Below are 21,062 nucleotides of genomic sequence, written 5' to 3' on the forward strand. Positions count from 1 at the left end.
TAAGCCATTGAAAAACATCTCGTTTCAAGTTGAGCAAAGAATTGAAGGGAGCGTCAGGGTTGCCTGGTGATTGCGATTGTGATGTGTAATTGGCTCCCAAGCTCAAATGGCATGCTACTTGCGTTGGTAAGCACCATTATCCCAAAAACGGTTGGCGGCCGTGGGGTGAGTTGCCCGGTTTCTGCCGGGCAATAACCGATTTTCCGAAGTTCCCGAAGCGAGAGCTGCTGAACTTGATTGCTGTCGAAGAAGTGCCGTCAATCCTCTACTTGCCCAAAAACAGAGCGAACTCTGTCGAATTATTTGGCAGTTGTTTTGTCTCTGCGAAGGCAACTCTGAGTCGCAGCCTAATAGAGGCGGGCGCTTCGAGGCGTTCAGCATTCCTGCCATTCCTAAGGACTAATAAATGATGATTCTTCCCGTAGCCAAGTCACCTCATTCTAGAAGTCGTGCCTATTCGAATCGGCGGCACCATTCTGGGATGTTTGTAGGTTCGGTTTCGCGCTGGGTCTTGCGGTTTCTCTTGTTGCTGAGCTTTCTGTCAACTTCAGTCACCGGAGTGGCTGCCGACAAGCAACTGCTTGATCTTGAGAAAGACGAGGTGAAGTTTGGGTTCATTAAGCTGACCGATTGCGCTCCGATCGTCATTGCCAAGGAGAAGGGCTTCTTTGAGGAAGAAGGTTTGCAGGTTGAAGTGATCGCGCAGCCTAACTGGAAGACTTTGCTCGACAACGTGATATCCGGCGAGCTGGACGGGGCGCACATGCTCTCCGGGCAGCCGATTGCCGCAACCATTGGGTTTGGAACCAAGGCGCATATCATTACTGCCTTCACGATGGATCTGAACGGTAACGGGATTACGGTTTCCAACTCGATCTGGGAGCAAATGCAAGAGAACGAAGAGCGGCTTCGTGACGACGCGCCTTCGCATCCCATCACCGCTGATTCACTGAAGCCAGTCGTTGAAGAAATGCTCGATGACGGTGAGAAGTTGCAGATGGGCATGGTCTTCCCCGTTAGCACACACAACTACGAACTGCGTTACTGGCTAGCTGCGGCTGACATTCATCCGGGAATGTATACCAAGAGCGACATCGGTGGTCGCACCGACGCTCAGGTGGAGCTTTCGGTGACGCCGCCACCGATGATGCCAGCCACCCTCGAAGCCGGGAACATTCAAGGCTATTGCGTCGGTGAGCCTTGGAACCAGCAAGCCGTTGCTAAGGGGATCGGCGTTCCGGTAACGACCAACTATGACGTTTGGAAAAACAACCCTGAGAAAGTCTTCGGTGTCACCAAGTCGTGGGCGGATGAGAATCCCAACACCCACCTTGCAGTCGTCAAGGCGCTGATCCTCGCCGGGAAGTGGCTTGATGAGACGGACGAGCAGGGCAAGCTCGTCAACCGTGAAGAAGCAGCTCGAATTCTCTCCCGATCCGACTACGTCGGCGCTGACTTCGATGTCATCAAGAACTCGATGACTGGCTTCTTCTACTTCCAGAAAACCGACAAGCGGGCGATGCCAGACTTTAATGTCTTCTTCAAATACAACTGCACCTACCCGTGGTACAGCGATGGCGTCTGGTTCCTAACGCAGATGCGTCGCTGGGGGCAGATCACTGAGCCCAAACCGGCTGAGTGGTACGACACAACTGCTAAAGAAGTTTACAAACCGGAAATCTACCTGAAGGCGGCTCGCATGCTAGTTGAAGAAGGGCTGCTCGAGGAAGCCGATGTGCCCTGGGATACCGACGGCTATAAGCCTCCGACCGACGAGTTCATTGATGGGATTACCTACGACGGCAAGAAACCGATTGAGTACTTGAATTCACACAAGATTGGCAACAAAGACTAGCAACAGAAGGCCGTGGTGAGCATCTCGCACCCACCACCCTCCGCGAGATGCTCACTCGGTTCTTTCGAGACACCCCGAGGAAGCAAACGATAGGCGGTAATCAGAATGAAGTACAAGATCATCAAGGCCATTGATGTTGCGGGGCTGAACTTTCTCACACCGATCGTGAGGCTATGCTACGGAGAGGAGCCACAGAAGCAGCTCAAACTAATCGGCCAATTCATTGTCGTGCCTTTCTTCGCGATCTTGGTTGCTGTTGGTGCTTGGTACGTCGTCTCAGACAGCATTCAGACCAAAAGCGGTAAGCTACCGAACCCGAGTGGAACTTGGGATTCCGCCAAGTCGATCTGGACATTCCATAAGCGCGAGAAGGGGAAAGAACGTGCTTTTGACCTCACGGGAGAAGCGCGTGCTGCTGAGCTCGAACGAGTGGAGAAAGAGATCGAAGAGCTCGCGGTAATCGAAAAGCAGGCGAACGATCGGGTCAAAGAAGCCAAAGAAGAGGCGAAGCAACAACTCGCCAAACTCGTGGGACCGCTTCAGGAAAAATACGACGCTCTCAAAGCTGAGTTCAAGTCGAAGCAAGAGGAGCGGGAAACGGCACTCAAGACGAAAGCTGCTGACGTCGTAACAAAGGGTGAGGATGCACGAGCGGCTTATGTTGCTGAAGTGCGAGCCCATCGCCAACAGAACGATCTAGAGAAAGATCAGCTACGCGAGTTGAAAGCCGAGATCGATCAGATTCGCGGTCGAAAATTTCCTGCGGAAGAAGCAGCGCTTGCAGCACAGACCGATGTTGCCGAACAACGCCAGTACTTGGGAAAGATGCGAGATCAGCTCACTCGTGCAAATCGCGAGGAAAAAGTTGCCAAGGCAACCGAGAAGCTCGATGCTGAGAAGTCGAAGCTGAACTCTGCGGAAGCTGACAAGCTCTATTCCGCTGCAACAAGTGTCGTCCGCAGCGAAGATCGCATTCAAAGCCTGAAAGAGGCTGAGTATGCCAAACCGAAAACGCTACCTAATCAAATCAAGCGTAGTGTGCTTTGTGTCTTCACCGGTTTCTTCCTCGGGTCTGCCATCGCAATCCCGATCGGCGTGTTGTGTGGACTCTCAAAAACCTTCATGGCAGCGATGACGCCGTTTATCGCGTTCTTCAAGCCGGTTTCACCAATCGTGTGGCTGCCGGTGGCCATGATTGTCATGAGCGCTCTGATCCCCGATCCCGATAAACACTGGTTCACGCAATGGCTGTGGGATCTGCCGTGGTTGGGCCAATACAAAATTAACCCCGCGTTTATTGCTTCCGCGATTACGGTCGCGCTTTGCTCGCTATGGGCGACGATGACTAACACCGCTTTGGGCGTCGCTTCGGTAGATAAAGATCACTTGAACGTCGCTCGTGTACTTCGTTTAGGTTTTTGGGATCGTCTTTTCAAGATTGTTCTTCCCTCCGCCTTGCCGCTGGTATTTGCTGGGCTGCGGATTTCCCTTGGCGTTGGCTGGATGGTTTTGATCGCTGCCGAATTGCTCAGCTCGTCAGAAGGGATTGGCAAGTTTGTTTGGGATCAATTTAGCAACGGGGCTTCCGATTCATTCGCCAAGATGGTGGTGGTCGTTTTTGTCGTGGGACTGATCGGCTTGCTGTTGGACCGTCTGATGATCGTCCTGCAGAGACTTGTCAGTTTCGACGGAGCTCCCACCGCGATTTAGTAGTCACCACACCGTTTGGGAATCCATCGGAAAAGCCCCCTGTGGATTCTGTTGTAGCGGGTCTTCGGACTTGCTGCACCGCCACAGAACTCTGCAGGGGGCGTTGCCGAAGAGTTATTCCACTAAGTTTACTCGTTCATAATTACTCAGTTTTTTGCCCTATGCCATTTCTTGAACTCAAAGATGTCTGCTTTGGCTTCGGTCTGGTATCGAATCGGTACGAGGTATTTGAGAACGCTTCACTATCGGTCGAACCGAACGAGTTTGTCGCGGTGATTGGTTTTTCTGGCAGTGGTAAGAGTACACTGATCTCGCTCCTTGCAGGCTTGCTGCAACCCGACACCGGCGACGTTCTGATGCAGGGGCAGCCAATTGCTGAGCCTGGGCCCGACAAGGGAATCATGTTTCAGAACTACTCGCTGTTGCCTTGGCTGAGCGTTCAAGGAAACATCGAGCTTGCCGTGAAGCAAGTCTTTCCGGAAATGAGCAAGGCCGAACGACTCGACTATGTGCAAACTTACATCGACATGGTGAGCCTCACCGACTCCGAATACAAGAAACCGCACGAGCTGTCTGGCGGGATGCGTCAACGGCTTTCGCTGGCACGCACTTTGGCGATGAAGCCCGAGGTGTTGTTGTTGGATGAGCCGCTTTCCGCACTAGATGCGCTAACCCGTGCCGTACTCCAAGACGAGATCATCCGCATCTGGGAAGAAGACCGTCGCACCGTGGTGATGATCACCAACGATGTCGACGAAGCCGTCCTCATGGCTGATCGCATCGTTCCGTTGACGCCAGGACCATCGGCGAGCTTTGGCAAGAGCTTCCCCGTCACCCTCGCGCGTCCCCGCGATCGCGCGACGTTGAACTTTAATCCTGAGTTCAAGAAGCTCCGCAATGAAGTCACGCGGTACATGACGCGGATCAATAAGGAAGCGAAAGAACTTTCACCGCAAGTCGAACTTCCCCTTCCTGATCTTCAACCTGAAATGCCCGGGAAGCTAGTAAGCGTAGCGTCGTAGTCGTCCAACGACTTTTACGACGCCGGAGAAGAATAGCATGGCAAACGAAAATCGATTCGTTGAAATCTTTAACGTCGTGAAGGCGTATCCCAATCCGTATGGCGAGGCGATACGGGTTGTTGACGGTTTTGATTTGAACCTGCGCAAGGGCGAGGTCGTTAGCGTCATTGGGCACTCCGGCTGCGGTAAGAGTACCGTGCTGACGATGGTCGCAGGCCTGAACGAAACCTCGGGCGGAAGTATCGCCGTCGGTGGTCGCGAGATCAGCGGACCGGGTCCCGATCGCGCGGTTGTGTTCCAGGCACCGTGCCTCTTGCCTTGGATGACATGCTACAAGAACGTGGCGCTGGGCGTCGATCTGGTCTACCCACACGGCACGAAGGCGGAGCGCAGGGAAATCTGTGAGTATTACCTCTCTGCTGTTGGGCTGGCGGACTCGATGGACAAGTATCCGCGTGAGATGTCCGGCGGCATGCAGCAGCGCGTTGGCATCGCTCGGGCAATCGCGCTCAAGCCGCAAATGCTGCTTCTGGACGAGCCTTTTGGACGGCTCGATTCCCTGACACGCATGGAACTCCAGGACGTGGTACTGCGGATTCTTGATCGTGAACAGATCACCACAATGGTCATCACCCACGACGTGGATGAAGCGATCTACATGTCTGATCGCGTCTGCATGATGACTAGCGGCCCGAACGCTCGCGTCGGGCAACTGTTGGAGCTGCCTTTCGCTAGGCCACGTAATCGCGACGAAGTTCTCGAGCACCCGATGTATTACGATCTGCGCGGTTGTCTTGTTTCGTTCCTCGAACAGCAAGACCACTCCAGCGAAAAGTCCAGCGACGAACAAGCCTACGAGGAAACCTTGCACGAAATTGAAGCCATGGTAACGGCCACTCAGCAAGTAACCGTGACGCCCGAGCTGCAGGAATCCTTTAGTTAATCAGCCTTATCCTTCTAGTTGGTGAACATGTTTTTGGCGGATTCAGAACAAATGGAAGCCTTGCAACATCCCGCAGGCATTTCTCTCGTTCAGGCGGTAGAAGTTTGGCTTCCCAGCGAAGACCAATCGCGGATTACCTGGGCATCCGGCTCCTACACGGGACATGACGAGTTCGCCCAGAAGAGCAAAGCGATCACCTTTGAGCGGGGCGAAGGGCTTCCTGGAATTGCTTGGGAAAAGGGGCTTCCCGTTGTTTCCCAAGAATTATCCGAGGACGACTTTGTCCGTGGCGAGGCGGCTCGGCGGATCGGAATTGACTGTCTTGTGGCCGTCCCCGTGATGCAGAACGAGCAATGCCGTGGCGTGGTCAGCTTCCTTTGTCGAGGAGGGGAAGGACTTCAAGGTGCCTTTGAAGTATGGCATCGAAACGATCGCGACGAACTGGGCCTTTCTTCGAGTTACTATTCCAACCTCGAACGCTTTGGGGCGGTTAGCCAGTGTGTCCGGTTCCCGAGGCGTGCTGGTTTGCCGGGAGAAACTTGGAACGACCGCGAGCCCAAAATCGTTTCACGAGTTGGGCTTTCAAAGAGTTTCATGCGTGCCGCTGGGGCCCGAGCGGAGAATCTCTCAGTCGCCATAGCTTGGCCAATTATGCGAACGGCTTTGGAACTTGAGGCGGTCTTTATGATGCTCTCTTCCGCAAAAAGCCCAATTGCGAGCGTGATGGAAGTCTGGAAGCCGCAGCCAAAAGAGGAGGAGGAAGGCAACCGTTGGTGCCTCGCCGATTCAAGCTATGGCCCCTTTATCGGATTAGAGCCAGTCAGCGAAAAGCTCTGTTTTGGTGAAGGTGAAGCCCTCGTAGGCCGGGTCGCAGCCAGCCGAACGCCCATGGTGAGCGAAGACCTAGCCTCGGAACCAACTCGGGGCGAGTTGTTCGCAGAGTACGGATTCACTTGGTCGCTCGGTCTGCCTGTATTCGTTGGAGAAGAACTCACAGCGATTGTCGTGATGATGCAATAAGAAAGGTTTATGCAACAAGGCACCAACCAAATCCTTCATGTCTACGACTACTCCACTCATCGACAAGCCAACACGCGGCACAAGCCCAGAGCGAGAAGCTCCGCGCCGCGCGAAGCCTGAGCAGATGGTTGCTGAGTATCTCGAAGAGCAAAGCCAGCTTACTGCCGTCGAACGATTTTCTCAGCGGCATGAATCGGACGCGTTGCCCGCGCAGGCGAAGTATTATCGCGACTTGATTCCGCTAGAAAAGCCTCAGCCTGGCGAACAATATGCGTTCGAAGTCGATCTCGATCTTTGCAGTGGTTGCAAGGCTTGCGTTAGTGCTTGTCACCACATGAACGGTTTAGAGAGCGGCGAAACCTGGCGCTCTGTTGGATTGCTAACCGGGGTCGATGCGCATTCGTTACCTACGCTTCGGCACGTCACAACCGCGTGCCATCACTGCCTGGATCCGGGGTGCCTCGTCGGGTGCCCAACGAACGCTTACGAAAAAGACCCTGAAACCGGCATCGTGCGCCATCTTGATGACCAGTGCTTCGGCTGTCAGTACTGCACGATGGCTTGCCCCTACGAAGTGCCACAGTACAGCGAGTCGAAAGGGATCGTTCGCAAATGCGACATGTGCCACGATCGACTGGCTGAAGGAGAAGCGCCGGCCTGTGTCCAAGCGTGCCCGAATCAAGCGATTCGGATTACGAATGTGGCTATCGAATCAACGAAAGTGCGGACAGACGCTGGTGAATTTCTGAGCGGTTCGCCGTCTCCCACGATTACGCGACCGACGACTATTTATCGAGGCGAACGAACTCACACGGATCGGGTCGTTGGAGCAGACAGTGACTTCGCCAAGCCGCAGCACGCGCATTTTGCGCTGATTGCGATGCTTGTGCTGACTCAGTTCGGGGTTGGGCTGTTTGCTTTGACAGTCTTGTTGGGTTGTGGCGGTGCATTCGAGAGCAGTCGCTCCTCCTCCATTACGTTTGGTGTTGCCGTGTTGGTAACACACGTGGGACTGTTGGCTGCATTGTTCCATTTAGGCAGGCCGCACTTGGCGTTCCGGAGTGTGTTGGGCTGGCGGCACTCTTGGCTAAGCCGCGAAGCGATTGCGTTTGGTGTCTTTGCGCCGCTGGCCATTGGAGCTACCGCTTACGCTCTGTTACCCCGGCTCCCCTTGAAATCATTGCTCGAAACACCGTTGCAAGTTGCCGCGACGCTTGCCGGTTTCGCCGGAGTCTTCTGCTCTGCAAAGATTTACCAATTCACCCAGCGAGAATTCTGGAAAGGCACTCGAACGGGCCTCAAGTTTGGACTCACCCCGTTCGTGCTTGGTTCTGCGGGTCTACTCGTCATCAGTGCTGTTCTAAAAAGCAGCCTTACCCGTGAGTTCGCGACTGGGCTTTGTTTCGTGTCTGTGGTGAAACTTGCTTACGAGTGGTGGCAGGTCTCGCAAGCGAGCCAGCCGAGCAGTTCGATTAGTCAATCGGCACGACTGATTCAGCGAGACCTAAGTGCGATCAGCAGGATGCGATTCCTCTGTGGCGTCTTGGGTGGATTGTGCTTCCCGTTGCTGACTCTTGCCACTTCTGGAGAACTTGCTCTTGGACTGGCAATCGCCTCACTCGCACTTTGCTTAGTCGGTGAGTTTGCGGAGAGGTATCTGTACTTTTCAGCAGTCGTCCCGCTAAGAATGCCGGGAGGAATCCCGTCATGAGTATCGTCGTAACGGAGAAGGCTCCGCCGGAGACCTTCGCCGACAAGCTGAAGTCTCTCATTGATGCGCGAGATGGCGTACTCACCAGAGACTTGCTGCGAACGCCTGGAAAGTTTGGGCTCGGGCAAGCTCCGGCGCGTCTAGCACCTGACGCGACGACCGACATGGTCTGCGGCTACTGCTCGACAGGGTGCAGTCTGAGGATTCACCTCCAAGAAGGCGAAGCGGTGAACCTCACACCGGCTACCGAGTATCCAGTAAACCTTGGGATGGCTTGCCCCAAGGGCTGGGAAGCGCTCAACGTGCTGGATGCCCCTGATCGAGCGACGACACCTTTGCTGCGTGATCGTTCCGGTACGCTCCAGCCGACGGATTGGGACCATGCTCTGGAAGCCTTTTGCATCAACTTCAAAGCGATTCAGATGGAGCATGGCCCTGATGCCGTCGCTTTCTTGAGTACCGGCCAAATGCCAACCGAAGAGATGGCGCTCTTGGGGAGCCTCGCGAAGTTTGGCATGGGCATGCTCCACGGCGACGGAAACACGCGGCAATGCATGGCTACTGCGGCGACGGCTTACAAGCAGGCCTTCGGTTTTGACGCTCCGCCCTACACCTACCAAGACTTTGAAGAGTCCGACGTCATCGTCCTCATCGGCTCAAACCTTTGCATCGCGCACCCGATCATGTGGGAAAGGGTTTGCCGGAATCCTCACAATCCGAAAATCATCGTCATTGATCCGCGTCGCACGGAAACGGCGGTCGCGGCTACCGAGCATCTCGCCATCAATCCTAAGGGTGACTTGCCGTTGCTGTATGCGATTGCAAACGTGCTGGTGCGGAACGGTTGGATTGATGAATCATTCATCGACGCCCATACCGATGGCATCGCGAAGTTCTCAGGATTCGTTGATGTTTTTACGCCCGAGGGCGTCGCCGAGCAAACCGGCATTCCGGCCGAGCAAATAGAACGGCTTGCCAGTACGATTCACGAAGGAAAGCGCGTCTCCTTCTGGTGGACGATGGGCGTGAATCAAAGTTACGAGGGTGTGCGTGTCGCTCAAGCGATTATCAACCTCGCGCTCATCACGGGAAACATTGGCCGCCCAGGAACCGGCGCGAACAGCATTACCGGCCAAGCGAACGCGATGGGGTCGCGGATATTCAGCAATACGACTTCACTGCTCGCTGGTCGCGATTTCGAGAATGAAGTACATCGTGAGGAAGTCGCGGAGATTCTCGAGATCCCCGTTGATCGCATACCCACGCAAAACAGCCTTCCTTATCACAAGATCCTCGAAGGTGTCCGCGAGGGAACCATCCGTGGACTCTGGGTGATCTGCACGAATCCTGCCCATAGTTGGATCGAGCAGTCTGAGGCTCGCGAGTTATTCGAAAAACTCGATTTTCTCGTCGTGCAGGACATGTACCACACGACAGAGACCGCTCAGCTAGCCGACTTGGTTCTCCCCGCCGCCGGTTGGGGTGAGAAAGAGGGAACCTTCATCAACAGCGAGCGACGCCTCGGCGTCATCAAACGTGTAAAGCGTGCCCCTGGAGAGGCGCTGGCCGATTTTTCGATCTTCAAGTTGATCGCCGAATACTGGGGCTGCGGCGAGATGTTCGACCGCTGGGAATCTCCCGAGGCAGCGTTCCAAATTCTGAAAGAACTTTCCCAAGGTCGCCCCTGCGATATCAGCGGAATCAAAGATTACGCCCAGCTCGATGCGCTTGGAGGTGTGCAATGGCCTTGCCCCGAAGACGCTGGCGAGGTCGAGCAGCAGAGACGTCTCTTCGCCGACGGGCGATTCTTTCATCCCGACGAAAGAGCCAAGATCAAGTTCGAAGCGGTTCAAGAGATGCCCGAGAAACCCGACAGCGAGTATCCGCTGATGTTACTCACGGGGCGTGGCACAGCTTCGCAATGGCACACGCAAACGCGTACCGGTAAGTCGCCCGTTTTGACGAAGCTCTACCCGAAGGAACTTTATGTCGAGCTGAACCCTGCCGATGCAGAAGCGCTCGAAGTGCAGGCCCACGACCAGGTGCGCGTCCTCTCCCGCCGGGGAGAATTGACGGCGGGCGCCTTTGTTACGCCAACCGTCAAGCCAGGGCAGGTGTTTCTTCCCATGCATTACGAGGCAACCAATCGCCTAACGCTGGCCCATTTTGATCCTTACTCACATCAACCTTCTTACAAGAATTGTGCCGTCCGAATTGAACGAGTTTAGTCCATCATGAGCGTCGACGAGAACTTCAGTGAAGAACAACAGAACTACCTGCAAGGCTTTGCCCTTGGGGCGGACGTTGCGCGGAAGATTCGCAACCTGCCGGTCATTTCTGGTAGCGCTTCCTCTGGTACGAGCATCAGTGTCGGAGGCAGCGTAGCGGTCAGTGTCAGTGATGTGGTCCGTCGCCCCGAACAGCGGCATTACGACGCTCAAGATCGCCAAACCGATGCTGGCGGGAAGTTATGTGCTGAAGAGCAAGCAAAGCGAGAAAAGAATCCGCTGGACATGTGGGACGAAATGCAGGCCCGTGCCCGGAGTGGGGAGTTTCCCAAGGGAACGGACGTTTTTCTGCAAAAGTTCCACGGCCTGTTTTACGTGGCACCGGCTCAAGATTCTTATATGTGTCGTATGCGTTTCCCGGGCGGCGATTTGCGATCCTATCAACTACGCGGTCTCGCCGACCTTGCGGACTCCGACGCGGGCGGCTTCGTGGATGTCACAACACGAGCCAATCTGCAGTTTCGCGAAATCCCCGCGGAAAGTCCGATCAATATTCTCATCGGCTTGCGTAACCTCGGAATCATCAACATCGGTGCAGGCGGGGATAACATTCGCAACGTAACGGCGAGCCCCTTAAGCGGGATCGATGCTCGTGAGCTGATTGAAACGCTCCCTCTCGCTCAAGAGATGCACCACTACATAATCAATAATCGCGAGATGTATGGTTTGCCACGTAAGTTCAACATCGCGTTCGATGGCGGGGGGACGATTACAGCACTCGAAGATACCAATGACATTGGTTTCCACGCGGTTGAGGTGGTCGAGGAGAACGCGTCCGAAGAGTTTCCTGCCGGCGTCTACTTTCAACTCGCTTTGGGTGGGATCACTGGCCACGAAGACTTCGCTCGTTACACGGGAGTTCTGTTGAAGCCAGCCGAGTGCGTCGAGGTGGCTACAGCGATCGTGCGTGTTTTCATCGATAACGGAGATCGAACCGATCGGAAAAAGGCCCGCCTCAAGTACGTGCTAGACGATTGGGGCTTCGAGAAATTCTTGACCCAAGTCGAAGAAGAACTTGGCCACAGTCTGCCCCGTTTTCCGCTGGAGAGTTGCGAGCCGCGCGAAGACGACGATCGGTTGGCTCACTTGGACGTCCGTGCCCAGAAACAACCTGGACTGAACTATATTGGTGTTGTCTTACCAGTGGGACGCATCACTTCCGAGCAGATGCGCCAGATAGCTCGGCTTGCCGACCGATACGGCAGCGGAACGCTGAGGCTCACGGTTTGGCAGAACCTGCTGATCCCAGACATTTCCGATGAGTCGGTCGAAGAGGTCACCGCTGCAATTGAAGCCATGGGTCTCGACTATCGCGCTACGAGCGTTCGCGCAGGACTTGTCGCTTGCACGGGTGCTGCCGGGTGCAAGTTTGCTGCCTCGCATACGAAGCAACACGCGATGCAGATCGCCGAATTCGTTGAGAACGAACTCGAACTCGACACGCCCGTGAATATCCATCTCACAGGCTGCCATCACTCCTGTGCTCAGCATTACATCGGCGACCTCGGATTGATCGGTGCCAATGTGGAAGATGGCGAGGACATGGTCGAGGGCTACCACTTGTTCGTCGGCGGTGGTTACGGAAATCAACAAGCCATCGGACGTGAGTTACTCTCAAACATCCGCGCCATCGACGCACCAGAAGTCGTCTGCCAAGTGCTGCGGTCCTACTTGGAGCAGCGTGACACTCCCGAGCAAACCTTCGTTGAGTTTGCCCAGAGTAAGACCATCGAAGAACTGAAGTCACTGTTGGAAACCGTACCTGCAATGGCTTAGTTGAAGAGGATTATCGACCTGCATTTTGAACACGGATTGCACTGATTTCACGGATTTTTTTGGTGCCAGGTGTGCCACGCGAAACTCGGCATACCCTCAAAGAAACTGCCTACTGCCCCTTGCCTACTGCCCACTTAAATCATGTCTGTCTCATTGATTCCCGAATCGGCACCTTTTAACGAGTCGCAACGCGCCTGGCTCAACGGTTTTCTTGCTGGCTGGACGGGGCTGGAGCCTGGGTCCGAAGGGGAAGGTCTAGCCGCAGCGACCGGACTGCTTGAGAGCGAAACGGATACGGTCGTCGAGGAAGACTTTCCGTGGCACGACTCGGCCTTGGAAATGGACGAACGGCTGAAACTGGCCGAAGGAAAGCCGGTCGAGCGAAGGTTGATGGCCGCGATGGCGCAACTCGACTGCGGCGCTTGCGGCTACGTTTGCCAGACCTACTCAGAGGCGATTGCTGCTGGTGATGAGAGCAATCTGACGCTTTGCTCTCCCGGCGGTAAAGAGACCGCCAAAATGCTCAAGAAGATTATCAAAGAAGCTGGGGCGCCAAGTAGCAATGGCCAAGCTGCGACCAAGGAGGCAGATGGTCAGATCAGTCGCAGCAATCCGTGGGCTGCACCTGTGAAGAGCGTTCATAATCTCAACAATGAGGGTTCGTCCAAGGTGACAACCCACGCCGTCATTGATCTTGCCGGCAGTGGACTCTCCTATCGCGTTGGGGATTCTTTGGGAGTGTATCCCACGAACTGCCCCGACTTGGTGGACGCCATCCTCTCAGCCATCGGCAGTGATGGCAGCGAAGCGGTTGAAGGGCCTGATGGTTTTCAAGGCACATTGAAAGAAGCTTTGCTGACGAAGAGCAATCTGCGTGATGTCGAAGAAGAGCTGTTAGAGTTACTGATTGCGACGACTAAAGATCAAGCTGAGAAAACGAAGTTGCAGTCGCTGGTGGATAGCGACGAGCTTGATGAGTTGGATGTGCTTGATCTTTTGGAGATCGCGCCCTCGGCAAAGCCGCCAGCGGCGGGATTTGCGATGAGCTTGGCGGCGCTCAATCCGCGGTTATACTCGATTGCCAGTTCGTTGGATGCCCATCCCGAGGAAGTACATCTCACGGTCGGTCGTGCGACCTGCGAGGTCAAGGGGCGAGAACGCAAGGGGGTCGCTTCGACGATGTTCTCCGATCGAATCAATTCCGGAGACAAGGTACCCGTCTTTGTTCAACCTTCACATGGATTCACGACGCCGGAGAATCCAGACGCTACGATGATTATGGTCGGGCCAGGGACGGGCATTGCTCCGTTTCGCGCGTTTCTTGAAGACCGCCAAGCAGCTGGCGCGAAGGGCAAGAACTGGCTGTTCTTCGGCGATCAACACGCAGCGACCGACTTCCTTTACGAAGAAGAATTCGCGGCAATGCAGGAGTCGGGTCTGCTTACGAAGTTGAGTACCGCCTTTAGTCGTGACCAAGCGGAGAAAGTCTACGTTCAAAATCGCATGACCGAACAAGGCGCAGAGCTGTTCGAGTGGCTCGAAGAGGGCGCTTACTTCTTCGTCTGCGGTGATGCGAAGCGAATGGCCAACGACGTCGACAAAGCGCTGCACTTGCTTATTACCGAACACGGAAATCTGAACGAGACAGAAGCAAAGCAATATGTGGAATCCTTGAAGTCTGCCAACCGTTATGTGCGAGACGTGTACTAAAACCACAGATCACTTCCTAGAACAAATCCAATCAAGCTTAGGCGGCTCGATGACACCTTCCCTCCATGTCTTCCCCAGACAACCTGCCGCTTAATCCGAATTCTCCGAACTCCGCGGAGCCGTCACGGCAATCTCTCGTGATTATCGGTGCCGGCATGGCGACGCACGCGCTCTTGCGGCAGCTGGCTCAACTCAAGGCGCTCGATCATTACCATGTGACGGTCATTGGAGAAGAACCGCGACCTTGTTACGACCGTGTGCACTTGACCGAGTGCTTCACCGGCAAGACCGCCGATGATTTGTTGCTCGACCCCGTTGCGTGGTATTCCGAGCACGGCATTGAGCTGATCACGGGCGATGCCGTCACACGGATTGATCGCGAAACGCGGACCGTCCACGCAGCGTCGGGTCTTAAAGAAGTCTATCATCGCTTGGTACTCGCCACCGGCTCGTGCCCGTTCGTGCCGCCGATCAAGGGAGTCGACCTGCCAGGAGTATTTGTCTATCGCACCATTGAGGACATTGAGCAAATCAAAAGCTATGCCAAGGGCTGCCAGACTGCTGCGGTATTCGGAGGTGGCTTGCTCGGGTTAGAGGCTGGCAAGGCGTTACATGATCTCAAACTAGAAACGCACGTTCTTGAAGTCGCGCCGAGTTTGATGCCGCGTCAACTGAATGCTGAAGCAGGTGTGCTGCTGAAGCAAGAGATCGAGAAGCTTGGAGTCCACATTCACCTCTTGCGCGGCGCGAAAGGGATCGAAGAATTCGGGGAGCAGAAGCGAATTCTCTTTGATCGCGAGGAAACGCTCGAAGTCGATATGATCGTCATCTCCGCGGGGATTCGCCCGCGTGACGAATTGGCACGTGAAGCGAATTTGTCCTGCGGAGAGCGCGGAGGAATTGCCGTTGATCGCCAGTTGCGCACCGTCGATCCACGCATCCATGCCATTGGCGAATGCGCAACTTTTGAGGGTAAACTCTACGGCCTCGTTGGGCCTTGCTACGACATGGCTGAGGTGGTCGCCAAGAATTTGGCAGCGACTGCCGAGGGTGAAGCCGCCAAGCACGAATTTCTTGGGGCGTCGCAAGCTTCGCGATTGAAGCTGATGGGCGTTGATGTCTCGACCCTTGGCACTCCGATTGGCAAGGCGGCAGGTGCTTCGCTGTTGGTCAGCCAGGGCGAGGGATATTGTCGTTCGTTGATGATCGAAAACAAGCGACTCGTGGGTGCCATCGGCGTTGGGAACTGGCCTGAACGTGAGCGTCTCAGCGGAGTGATCGCCGAGGGGAGGAAGATTTCGCGCAGGCAAGAGCGACACTTCAAGGAGACCGGCCAGCTTTGGTCCGCCAGCGAAGGAGATAGCATTCTTGACTGGCCAGCTGCCGCGACGGTTTGTAGCTGTCTCAACGTGACACGTGGCAAACTCTCTGACGCATTACTGGCCGGCTCGAGCGATGCGGATACACTGGCGGAAACTACCGGGGCATCAACCGTTTGCGGGTCTTGCCGCGATCTGTTGTGTGAGTTGGCAGGTCAGCCCCAAGCGGCTGCCGGCGTCAAAGGTCGGAAGGGTTTGCTGATTGCCTCTTGCTTGGCAGCATTCTTGGTTCCCGTATTCGTTGCGGCAGGTCCCTTTCCGTTTGCTGAGACAGTTCAATCCTCCTGGCGACAAGTCGACTTCCTCTGGCAAGATTCCTTCGCCAAGCAGGTTTCGGGATTCACGCTGCTGGGAATTTCCATCCTGGCTTTGGGCTTTTCATTGCGGAAACGAATCTCTTGGTTTTCATGGGGCGAGTTCGCTTCCTGGAGAGGCATGCATGGAATCCTAGGGACACTCACGCTTGCGGGCTTCCTCGTCCACACCGGCTTGCGTTTGGGACACAACTTCACGCTCGCGTTGGCTGTCGTTTTTCTGCTGCTGAATCTGCTTGGCGCTTTCACGGGGATCACTGCGTCGCTGGAGAGTCGTTTCGCAGGAGTGCGGGGGCGGCAGCTTCGCGCTTGGCGGCCCAAACTCACTCAACTACACATTTGGCTATTTTGGCCACTGCCGGCCTTGGTTTTGTTCCACATCATTTCGGTTTACTACTACTAAGTTTTTCGAGTATGCGTGTTTGCAAGCTCGCTTTGATATGTCAGTTAAGCATCAGTGGATTCTGTGGATGATCGTGACGGTTTGCCTGTTGGCTTACTTTACGTTGAGTCTCACACGACAGCCGGGCGGGATGGCGCAGACCTTCCTGCCTGGAGTCACCACGCATGGGCACTACCAAATCGAAATGCAATGCCTAGTTTGCCACACGCCGGGGATGGGCGTGAAGCAAGAGTCCTGCATGGATTGCCACGGAGCTGACCTAAAGCGTTCCACGGACACGCATCCGCGTTCGAAATTTACTGACCCGGGAAAGATGCACTTACTCACCAAGCTCGACGCGCGACACTGCACGACGTGCCATCAAGAACACGTACCTGACCGTACGTTGGCCATGGGCCTCTCGCTTCCCAAGGATTACTGTTGGCACTGCCATCAAGAAGTCGGCGAACAACGCCCCAGCCATGCAGACTTTGCTTACGACTCATGTGCAACGGCTGGCTGCCACAACTATCACGATAATCGAGCCCTGTTCGAAAACCTTCTCGTTGAGCATCACGGCGAGCCTGCCATGCTTGAGAAGCAACTTGTTGAACCCCGCAACTTTGGAGACTCCTGGCAGGCTCGCTATTCTGAATCGCGGAAGACTTTGGCCGCTGAGGAGAATGATGCTCCGGAAGGCCTCGGCTACGACGAGCAAATCTCTACCGATTGGGCCGCCACTGCCCACGCTGCTGCGAGTGTGAATTGCAGCGGGTGTCACACATCGGAAGAGTTGGAATGGACCAACCATCCCACGCACGAGTCTTGCGGCGCATGCCACGACAGCCAGGTCGCGGGATTCCTCGAAGGACGCCATGGGATGCGGCTTGCTCAAGGCCTCTCGCCGATGACGCCCAGCGCTGCCCGGCTGCCGATGTATGCGACGAACGGTCACGCGGAGCTAACTTGCTCAGCCTGTCATACCCCACACAAGTACGATACCGCCTACGCTGCGGTCGATGCCTGCGTGAAGTGTCATGCGGATGAGCACTCAACCGCATATCTCGATTCCCCCCACTACGATCTTTGGCAAAGTGAGCTGGCAGGTGAGGGGAAACCTGGCTCTGGGGTTTCGTGCGCGACGTGTCATCTTCCGCGTCTCAAGAATGCCGAGAAAGAGACTTTCGTTCAGCACAATCAGAACGACAACCTTAGGCCGAACGAAAAAATGGTCGAGAGCATTTGCCACCAGTGCCACGGGCTTCAGTTCTCGTTGGACGCTTTAGCCGATGAGGTACTGATCAAGAACAACTTTCAGGGTGAGCCGGAGGTCCATGTCGAGAGTCTCGACATGGCGAAACACTGGTTCGACGAGCGGGCCCGTTTACGAGAGGAGGCGAAACAGAAGCGTGAAGGCGGCTAGGTTTCGAGGCTAAGGCGGAATGAGTCGGGCGTAAGCGACGTGCCAGTGCCCAATTTTGTTTTCAAGAAAGAGTAAAGGAAGTTCCGTGATGACGCATTCGATGAAATTGGTTGCCGGCCTGCTGTTGGTGTTGGTGTCTGGATTGACCTTTCTGACTTCTGGCGGTTGCAGCAAACCGAGCGAAGCCGCGACGGGTGGGATCTCGCCCGAGAAGTTCGCCGATGGAGTTCACGCCGTGATGATGGCGGATCGTACGGTCTACGCCCGTGACGTGGTCACGCGTCTCAAAGATCAGGAGGCTCCCGTGAAGCCTGATGAGTACTGGGAAAAGTGGAAAGAGGGTGACACCCACAAAATGCCATTGCCGGCCCAGATGTTCCGTATGGGTGCTTCACTGGTGAACGACAACCCCGACGCAGGTTTCAAATACAGCTTGAAATCGCTTTGGCCTCTCAACCCGGAACATAAGCCGGCTAACGAGGACGAGATCAAGGCGCTCAAGTTTCTCTCAGACAACCCGGGCAAGACTTACACGGACACGATCACCGATCCCGACGGGAACGAACTGTTCGTGAAGTACTACCCTGACCGTGCCGTCGCGAAAGCTTGCTGGGAATGTCACAACAATCACGAACGTCGCGATATGGATGCCTATCCCGAATTCAAAAAGGATGACGTGATGGGGGCTGTCGTAGTGTTCGTTCCCACGAAGTAATGTTTATGAAAATCGAATCTTGGGAGCGGTCTGATGACTCGTTTGCTAAGAATCATCTTCCTACTGCCAATCGGCTTGCTGTCGGCTGCAGGATGCAGCCAACCTGAAGGTACGGAGGCTGACACTGGGGCGACGGAAATGCCCGCTTTACCCGCGAAGTTCACAGCGGGCAAAGCTGTCTATGACGCAGGATGTGCCAGTTGTCACGACAGCAGCCGCGATGGAGCGCCGCGACTGGGCTACAAGCCAGCCTGGTCGCGGAGGTTCTCCCAAGGGGATGAACTTCTGATTCAACATGCGATCGAAGGATTCAAGCTCATGCCCCCTAAAGGGGACAACCCCGAGTTGACTGATGAAGAAATCGCCGACGCGGTGAGTTACATCAAGTACCGCGCTGAGTTGGGGATTCCGGCCAAGGCAGAATGAACGCCTTAAGGAGTGCCACCCACAGACTGACGCCTTGCGGCTCATTCTCTAAAGAGAATTCACCAAAAACATAACGCCAAATTAGAATGAGGAAATACGATGACCCCTGAGCAAATCACCCTCGTCCAAACGACTTGGGCCCAAGTCGAACCAAGTGCTGATCAAGTCGCCGGGCTCTTTTACGGGAGGCTGTTCGAAATCGCTCCCGAGGTGAAACCGATGTTCACGACCGACATCGCCGAGCAAGGCAAGAAGCTCATGCAGATGATTGGTGTCGCCGTGAATGGACTGCCGAAGCTCGACACGATTGTCCCGGCGGTCCAACAGCTCGGAGTCCGTCACATCGAATATGGTGTTGAAGCAGGGCATTACGATTCGGTTGGCGCGGCTTTGCTTTGGACGTTAGAGCAAGGGATTGGAGATGGCTTCACCCCTGAAGTCAAAGAGGCGTGGACGGAGACGTACGTCACGCTCGCGACTGTGATGAAAGACGCCGCTGCTCAGGCAGCTTGAATCGCTAACCAAGACGAAGAAAGCCTCGGACCGTAACGTGCGGCCCGAGGCTTTCGCTCTTCTTCAATCGGTACTCTTCGGTCTTAGAAGTTCATCGTCCATTGCGAATAGATGAACTGGGCATTACTGTTGCCGATGATCTTGTCGCCGGCCCACAGGTAAGAGTAACCAAGCAGGATGTTCGAGCGAGGGCCAATCGCGTACTTCGCGATGAAGTCCAACTCGTTACCGAAGTCCTTGCTGTCGGTCCGTTGATCAGAGGGAACGGCAACGAATGGAATCGTGTCTTCCGCTTGATTCGCACCGAGATAGTAGTACCAGAACAGGAAGTTCAACTTCTTGCTTGGAGCCATCGTAATCAAGCAGTTCGGAGACGAAATGTTTGAACGATTGACTGCGTCGATGAAGCCCAGGTACTTGTGTGCCAGCGGGAACAAGTCGTTGAAACGATTGAAGTCGCCACCAGGGACGTTACCCGAAGCGTAGTCGAAGTACGCCCAGATGGTTGGCTTCCAAGCCAATCCGCCGAGTTGATGACCCAGACCACAGGTGCAGAAGGCCGCAGAGTGATCAACACCAAGGCCGCTTTGACGGCCACCTTGGTAAGCACCTTCGACGTCGAACAAGAGTGGCATGCCTTCAAACTTACCGTTGAGACGACCGCCTACCGTGTGCAACGAGAAGTCCGTCCGCACAGGCGTCCCCGCGGTTTGGTTGTCGTAACCGAGGTAATACATGTCGATCGTGTTGGCCCCTTCGGCGAACTTGCGGCTCGCGTAGGCACCGTAGAACGAAATGTCGTAGTTGGCTTCGTCAAAGTTGTCGGCGTCGACGGGGACTAGATTTGTGTAGAAAGGATCGATCGTCCAGTCGCCGGCTTCTACCGTGCCGCGGATACCTTCGAACGTTCGACGGGTATTGGCCCAGTCGAGCGGCGAAACCAATCGCTGTGCACCAAAGAGCAGCTCTTGGCGACCGACGCGAATCGAGGTGTTGTCGGTAATCTTGAAGTCAAAGAACAAATTCAAGAAGTCTGCCGAGTTGCGATCAATCGGACGAGGAAGATACTCATCGTTGGCGATGACGTCCGCGAAGATCCCTTCGGAGAAGATGCGTAACCGATCATTGACCTTCCAGTTCTGGTAAAGCCGCAAGCGGGTGAGCATGAAGTCGTTGGTCGTGTCATTGAAACCAAGAACTCCAGCCTGACGTCCCATGCCTTCTTCGTGATGGTAACGCAAGCGGATTTGACCACCAATGTCCAGCTTACCCCAATCACCTCCAGCCACGGGCATCAGCTTCAGGCAGTCGCCAAGACAACTTCCCTTATAGCAAGGGTCGTTCAAGTAGCTGAAATCGTTCGCATAGAACAACACTTTGTGCGATCCGGCGCAAGTCGGCTTGTCTTTCTTTTTCACTCCAGCGCCGCAACCGACACCATCTCCACAGTCACAGCCATCGCCGCACGCATCACCACAACTTGGTCCGCAATCGTCACAGCAACCATCCGCCCCACAAGAGGGTTCGCAATCGCAGCAGTCGGTGAGTTCGAATTGCTCGTCGTCGACCCAGTTGGTCGCCTCGATGTCGAAGTGATCGACTTGATAATTATCAGAAGGGTTGGTCAATTCCTGACCAATTGCAGGGGTGACTAGCCACCATGCTAGTGCACAGGCAAGGGCAGTCTTGCCTTGTAATCTAGAAGCGTACATCTCCGTATGTCTCCAAACCATCCGTGTCGAGAGCGAACTTCACTGAAAGGACGTCGCTGAACAATCCTTGCCGAATCGTCCGCCAAAACGGCCGGCGTTGGAGAGTGACTACGACCTAAGCTGCTAGCCGCCGTGCTAGCTAGACCAGTAGGTCCTCCAAAAG

15 protein-coding genes are annotated in these 21,062 nt (G+C 55.1%); 14 read left to right on the forward strand and 1 reads right to left on the reverse strand.

The features are described 5' to 3' along the window. Positions 1-481 precede the first annotated feature (481 nt). From RIB44_20660 to RIB44_20725, 14 genes are all read left to right on the forward strand, one after another. Positions 482-1,855 (forward strand): CmpA/NrtA family ABC transporter substrate-binding protein, encoded by a 1,374-nt coding sequence (locus tag RIB44_20660; protein MEQ8618994.1) that lies wholly within the window; start codon positions 482-484, stop codon positions 1,853-1,855. A 105-nt stretch (positions 1,856-1,960) separates the two neighbouring features. Next, positions 1,961-3,565, forward strand: coding sequence for an ABC transporter permease subunit (locus tag RIB44_20665; GenBank protein MEQ8618995.1), 1,605 nt, complete (start codon positions 1,961-1,963; stop codon positions 3,563-3,565). A 161-nt stretch (positions 3,566-3,726) separates the two neighbouring features. Further along, the gene (locus RIB44_20670) at positions 3,727-4,587 is read left to right on the forward strand and encodes an ABC transporter ATP-binding protein (GenBank protein MEQ8618996.1); all 861 of its coding nucleotides are present in this window, start codon (positions 3,727-3,729) and stop codon (positions 4,585-4,587) included. 37 nt (positions 4,588-4,624) lie between these two features. Continuing rightward, positions 4,625-5,530 carry an ABC transporter ATP-binding protein gene (locus tag RIB44_20675; GenBank protein MEQ8618997.1) on the forward strand — a complete coding sequence of 302 codons (906 nt, stop codon included), beginning with the start codon at positions 4,625-4,627 and terminating at the stop codon, positions 5,528-5,530. 51 nt (positions 5,531-5,581) lie between these two features. Next, positions 5,582-6,550 (forward strand): hypothetical protein, encoded by a 969-nt coding sequence (locus tag RIB44_20680; protein ID MEQ8618998.1) that lies wholly within the window; start codon positions 5,582-5,584, stop codon positions 6,548-6,550. 37 nt (positions 6,551-6,587) lie between these two features. Beyond that, positions 6,588-8,261, forward strand: coding sequence for a DmsC/YnfH family molybdoenzyme membrane anchor subunit (locus RIB44_20685; protein ID MEQ8618999.1), 1,674 nt, complete (start codon positions 6,588-6,590; stop codon positions 8,259-8,261). After that, positions 8,258-10,489: a nitrate reductase gene (locus tag RIB44_20690; protein ID MEQ8619000.1), complete on the forward strand. Its 2,232-nt coding sequence runs from the start codon at positions 8,258-8,260 to the stop codon at positions 10,487-10,489. The genes RIB44_20685 and RIB44_20690 overlap by 4 nt, the downstream gene beginning before the upstream one ends. A 6-nt stretch (positions 10,490-10,495) precedes the next feature. Then, positions 10,496-12,325 (forward strand): NirA family protein, encoded by a 1,830-nt coding sequence (locus tag RIB44_20695; GenBank protein ID MEQ8619001.1) that lies wholly within the window; start codon positions 10,496-10,498, stop codon positions 12,323-12,325. A gap of 141 nt (positions 12,326-12,466) precedes the next feature. Continuing rightward, the gene (locus RIB44_20700) at positions 12,467-14,035 is read left to right on the forward strand and encodes a sulfite reductase subunit alpha (protein ID MEQ8619002.1); all 1,569 of its coding nucleotides are present in this window, start codon (positions 12,467-12,469) and stop codon (positions 14,033-14,035) included. 65 nt (positions 14,036-14,100) lie between these two features. Next, the gene (locus RIB44_20705; GenBank protein ID MEQ8619003.1) at positions 14,101-16,131 is read left to right on the forward strand and encodes an FAD-dependent oxidoreductase; all 2,031 of its coding nucleotides are present in this window, start codon (positions 14,101-14,103) and stop codon (positions 16,129-16,131) included. A 37-nt stretch (positions 16,132-16,168) separates the two neighbouring features. Next, complete coding sequence (locus RIB44_20710) at positions 16,169-17,533, forward strand: cytochrome c3 family protein (protein ID MEQ8619004.1); 1,365 nt, start codon at positions 16,169-16,171, stop codon at positions 17,531-17,533. A gap of 88 nt (positions 17,534-17,621) precedes the next feature. After that, entirely contained in the window at positions 17,622-18,248 is a 627-nt protein-coding gene (locus tag RIB44_20715; protein ID MEQ8619005.1) for a DUF3365 domain-containing protein, read from the forward strand. A gap of 33 nt (positions 18,249-18,281) precedes the next feature. Then, complete coding sequence (locus RIB44_20720; protein MEQ8619006.1) at positions 18,282-18,674, forward strand: c-type cytochrome; 393 nt, start codon at positions 18,282-18,284, stop codon at positions 18,672-18,674. Between the two features lie 99 nt (positions 18,675-18,773). After that, positions 18,774-19,187: a globin family protein gene (locus RIB44_20725; GenBank protein ID MEQ8619007.1), complete on the forward strand. Its 414-nt coding sequence runs from the start codon at positions 18,774-18,776 to the stop codon at positions 19,185-19,187. Positions 19,188-19,270: 83 nt separating this feature from the next. On the opposite strand, the gene RIB44_20730 is transcribed toward RIB44_20725, so the two are convergent. Beyond that, positions 19,271-20,899 (reverse strand): alginate export family protein, encoded by a 1,629-nt coding sequence (locus tag RIB44_20730; protein ID MEQ8619008.1) that lies wholly within the window; start codon positions 20,897-20,899, stop codon positions 19,271-19,273. Positions 20,900-21,062: the final 163 nt, after the last annotated feature.

The organism is Lacipirellulaceae bacterium (assembly GCA_040218535.1).
In the GTDB taxonomy this organism is placed as follows: Bacteria; Planctomycetota; Planctomycetia; order Pirellulales; family Lacipirellulaceae; genus Adhaeretor.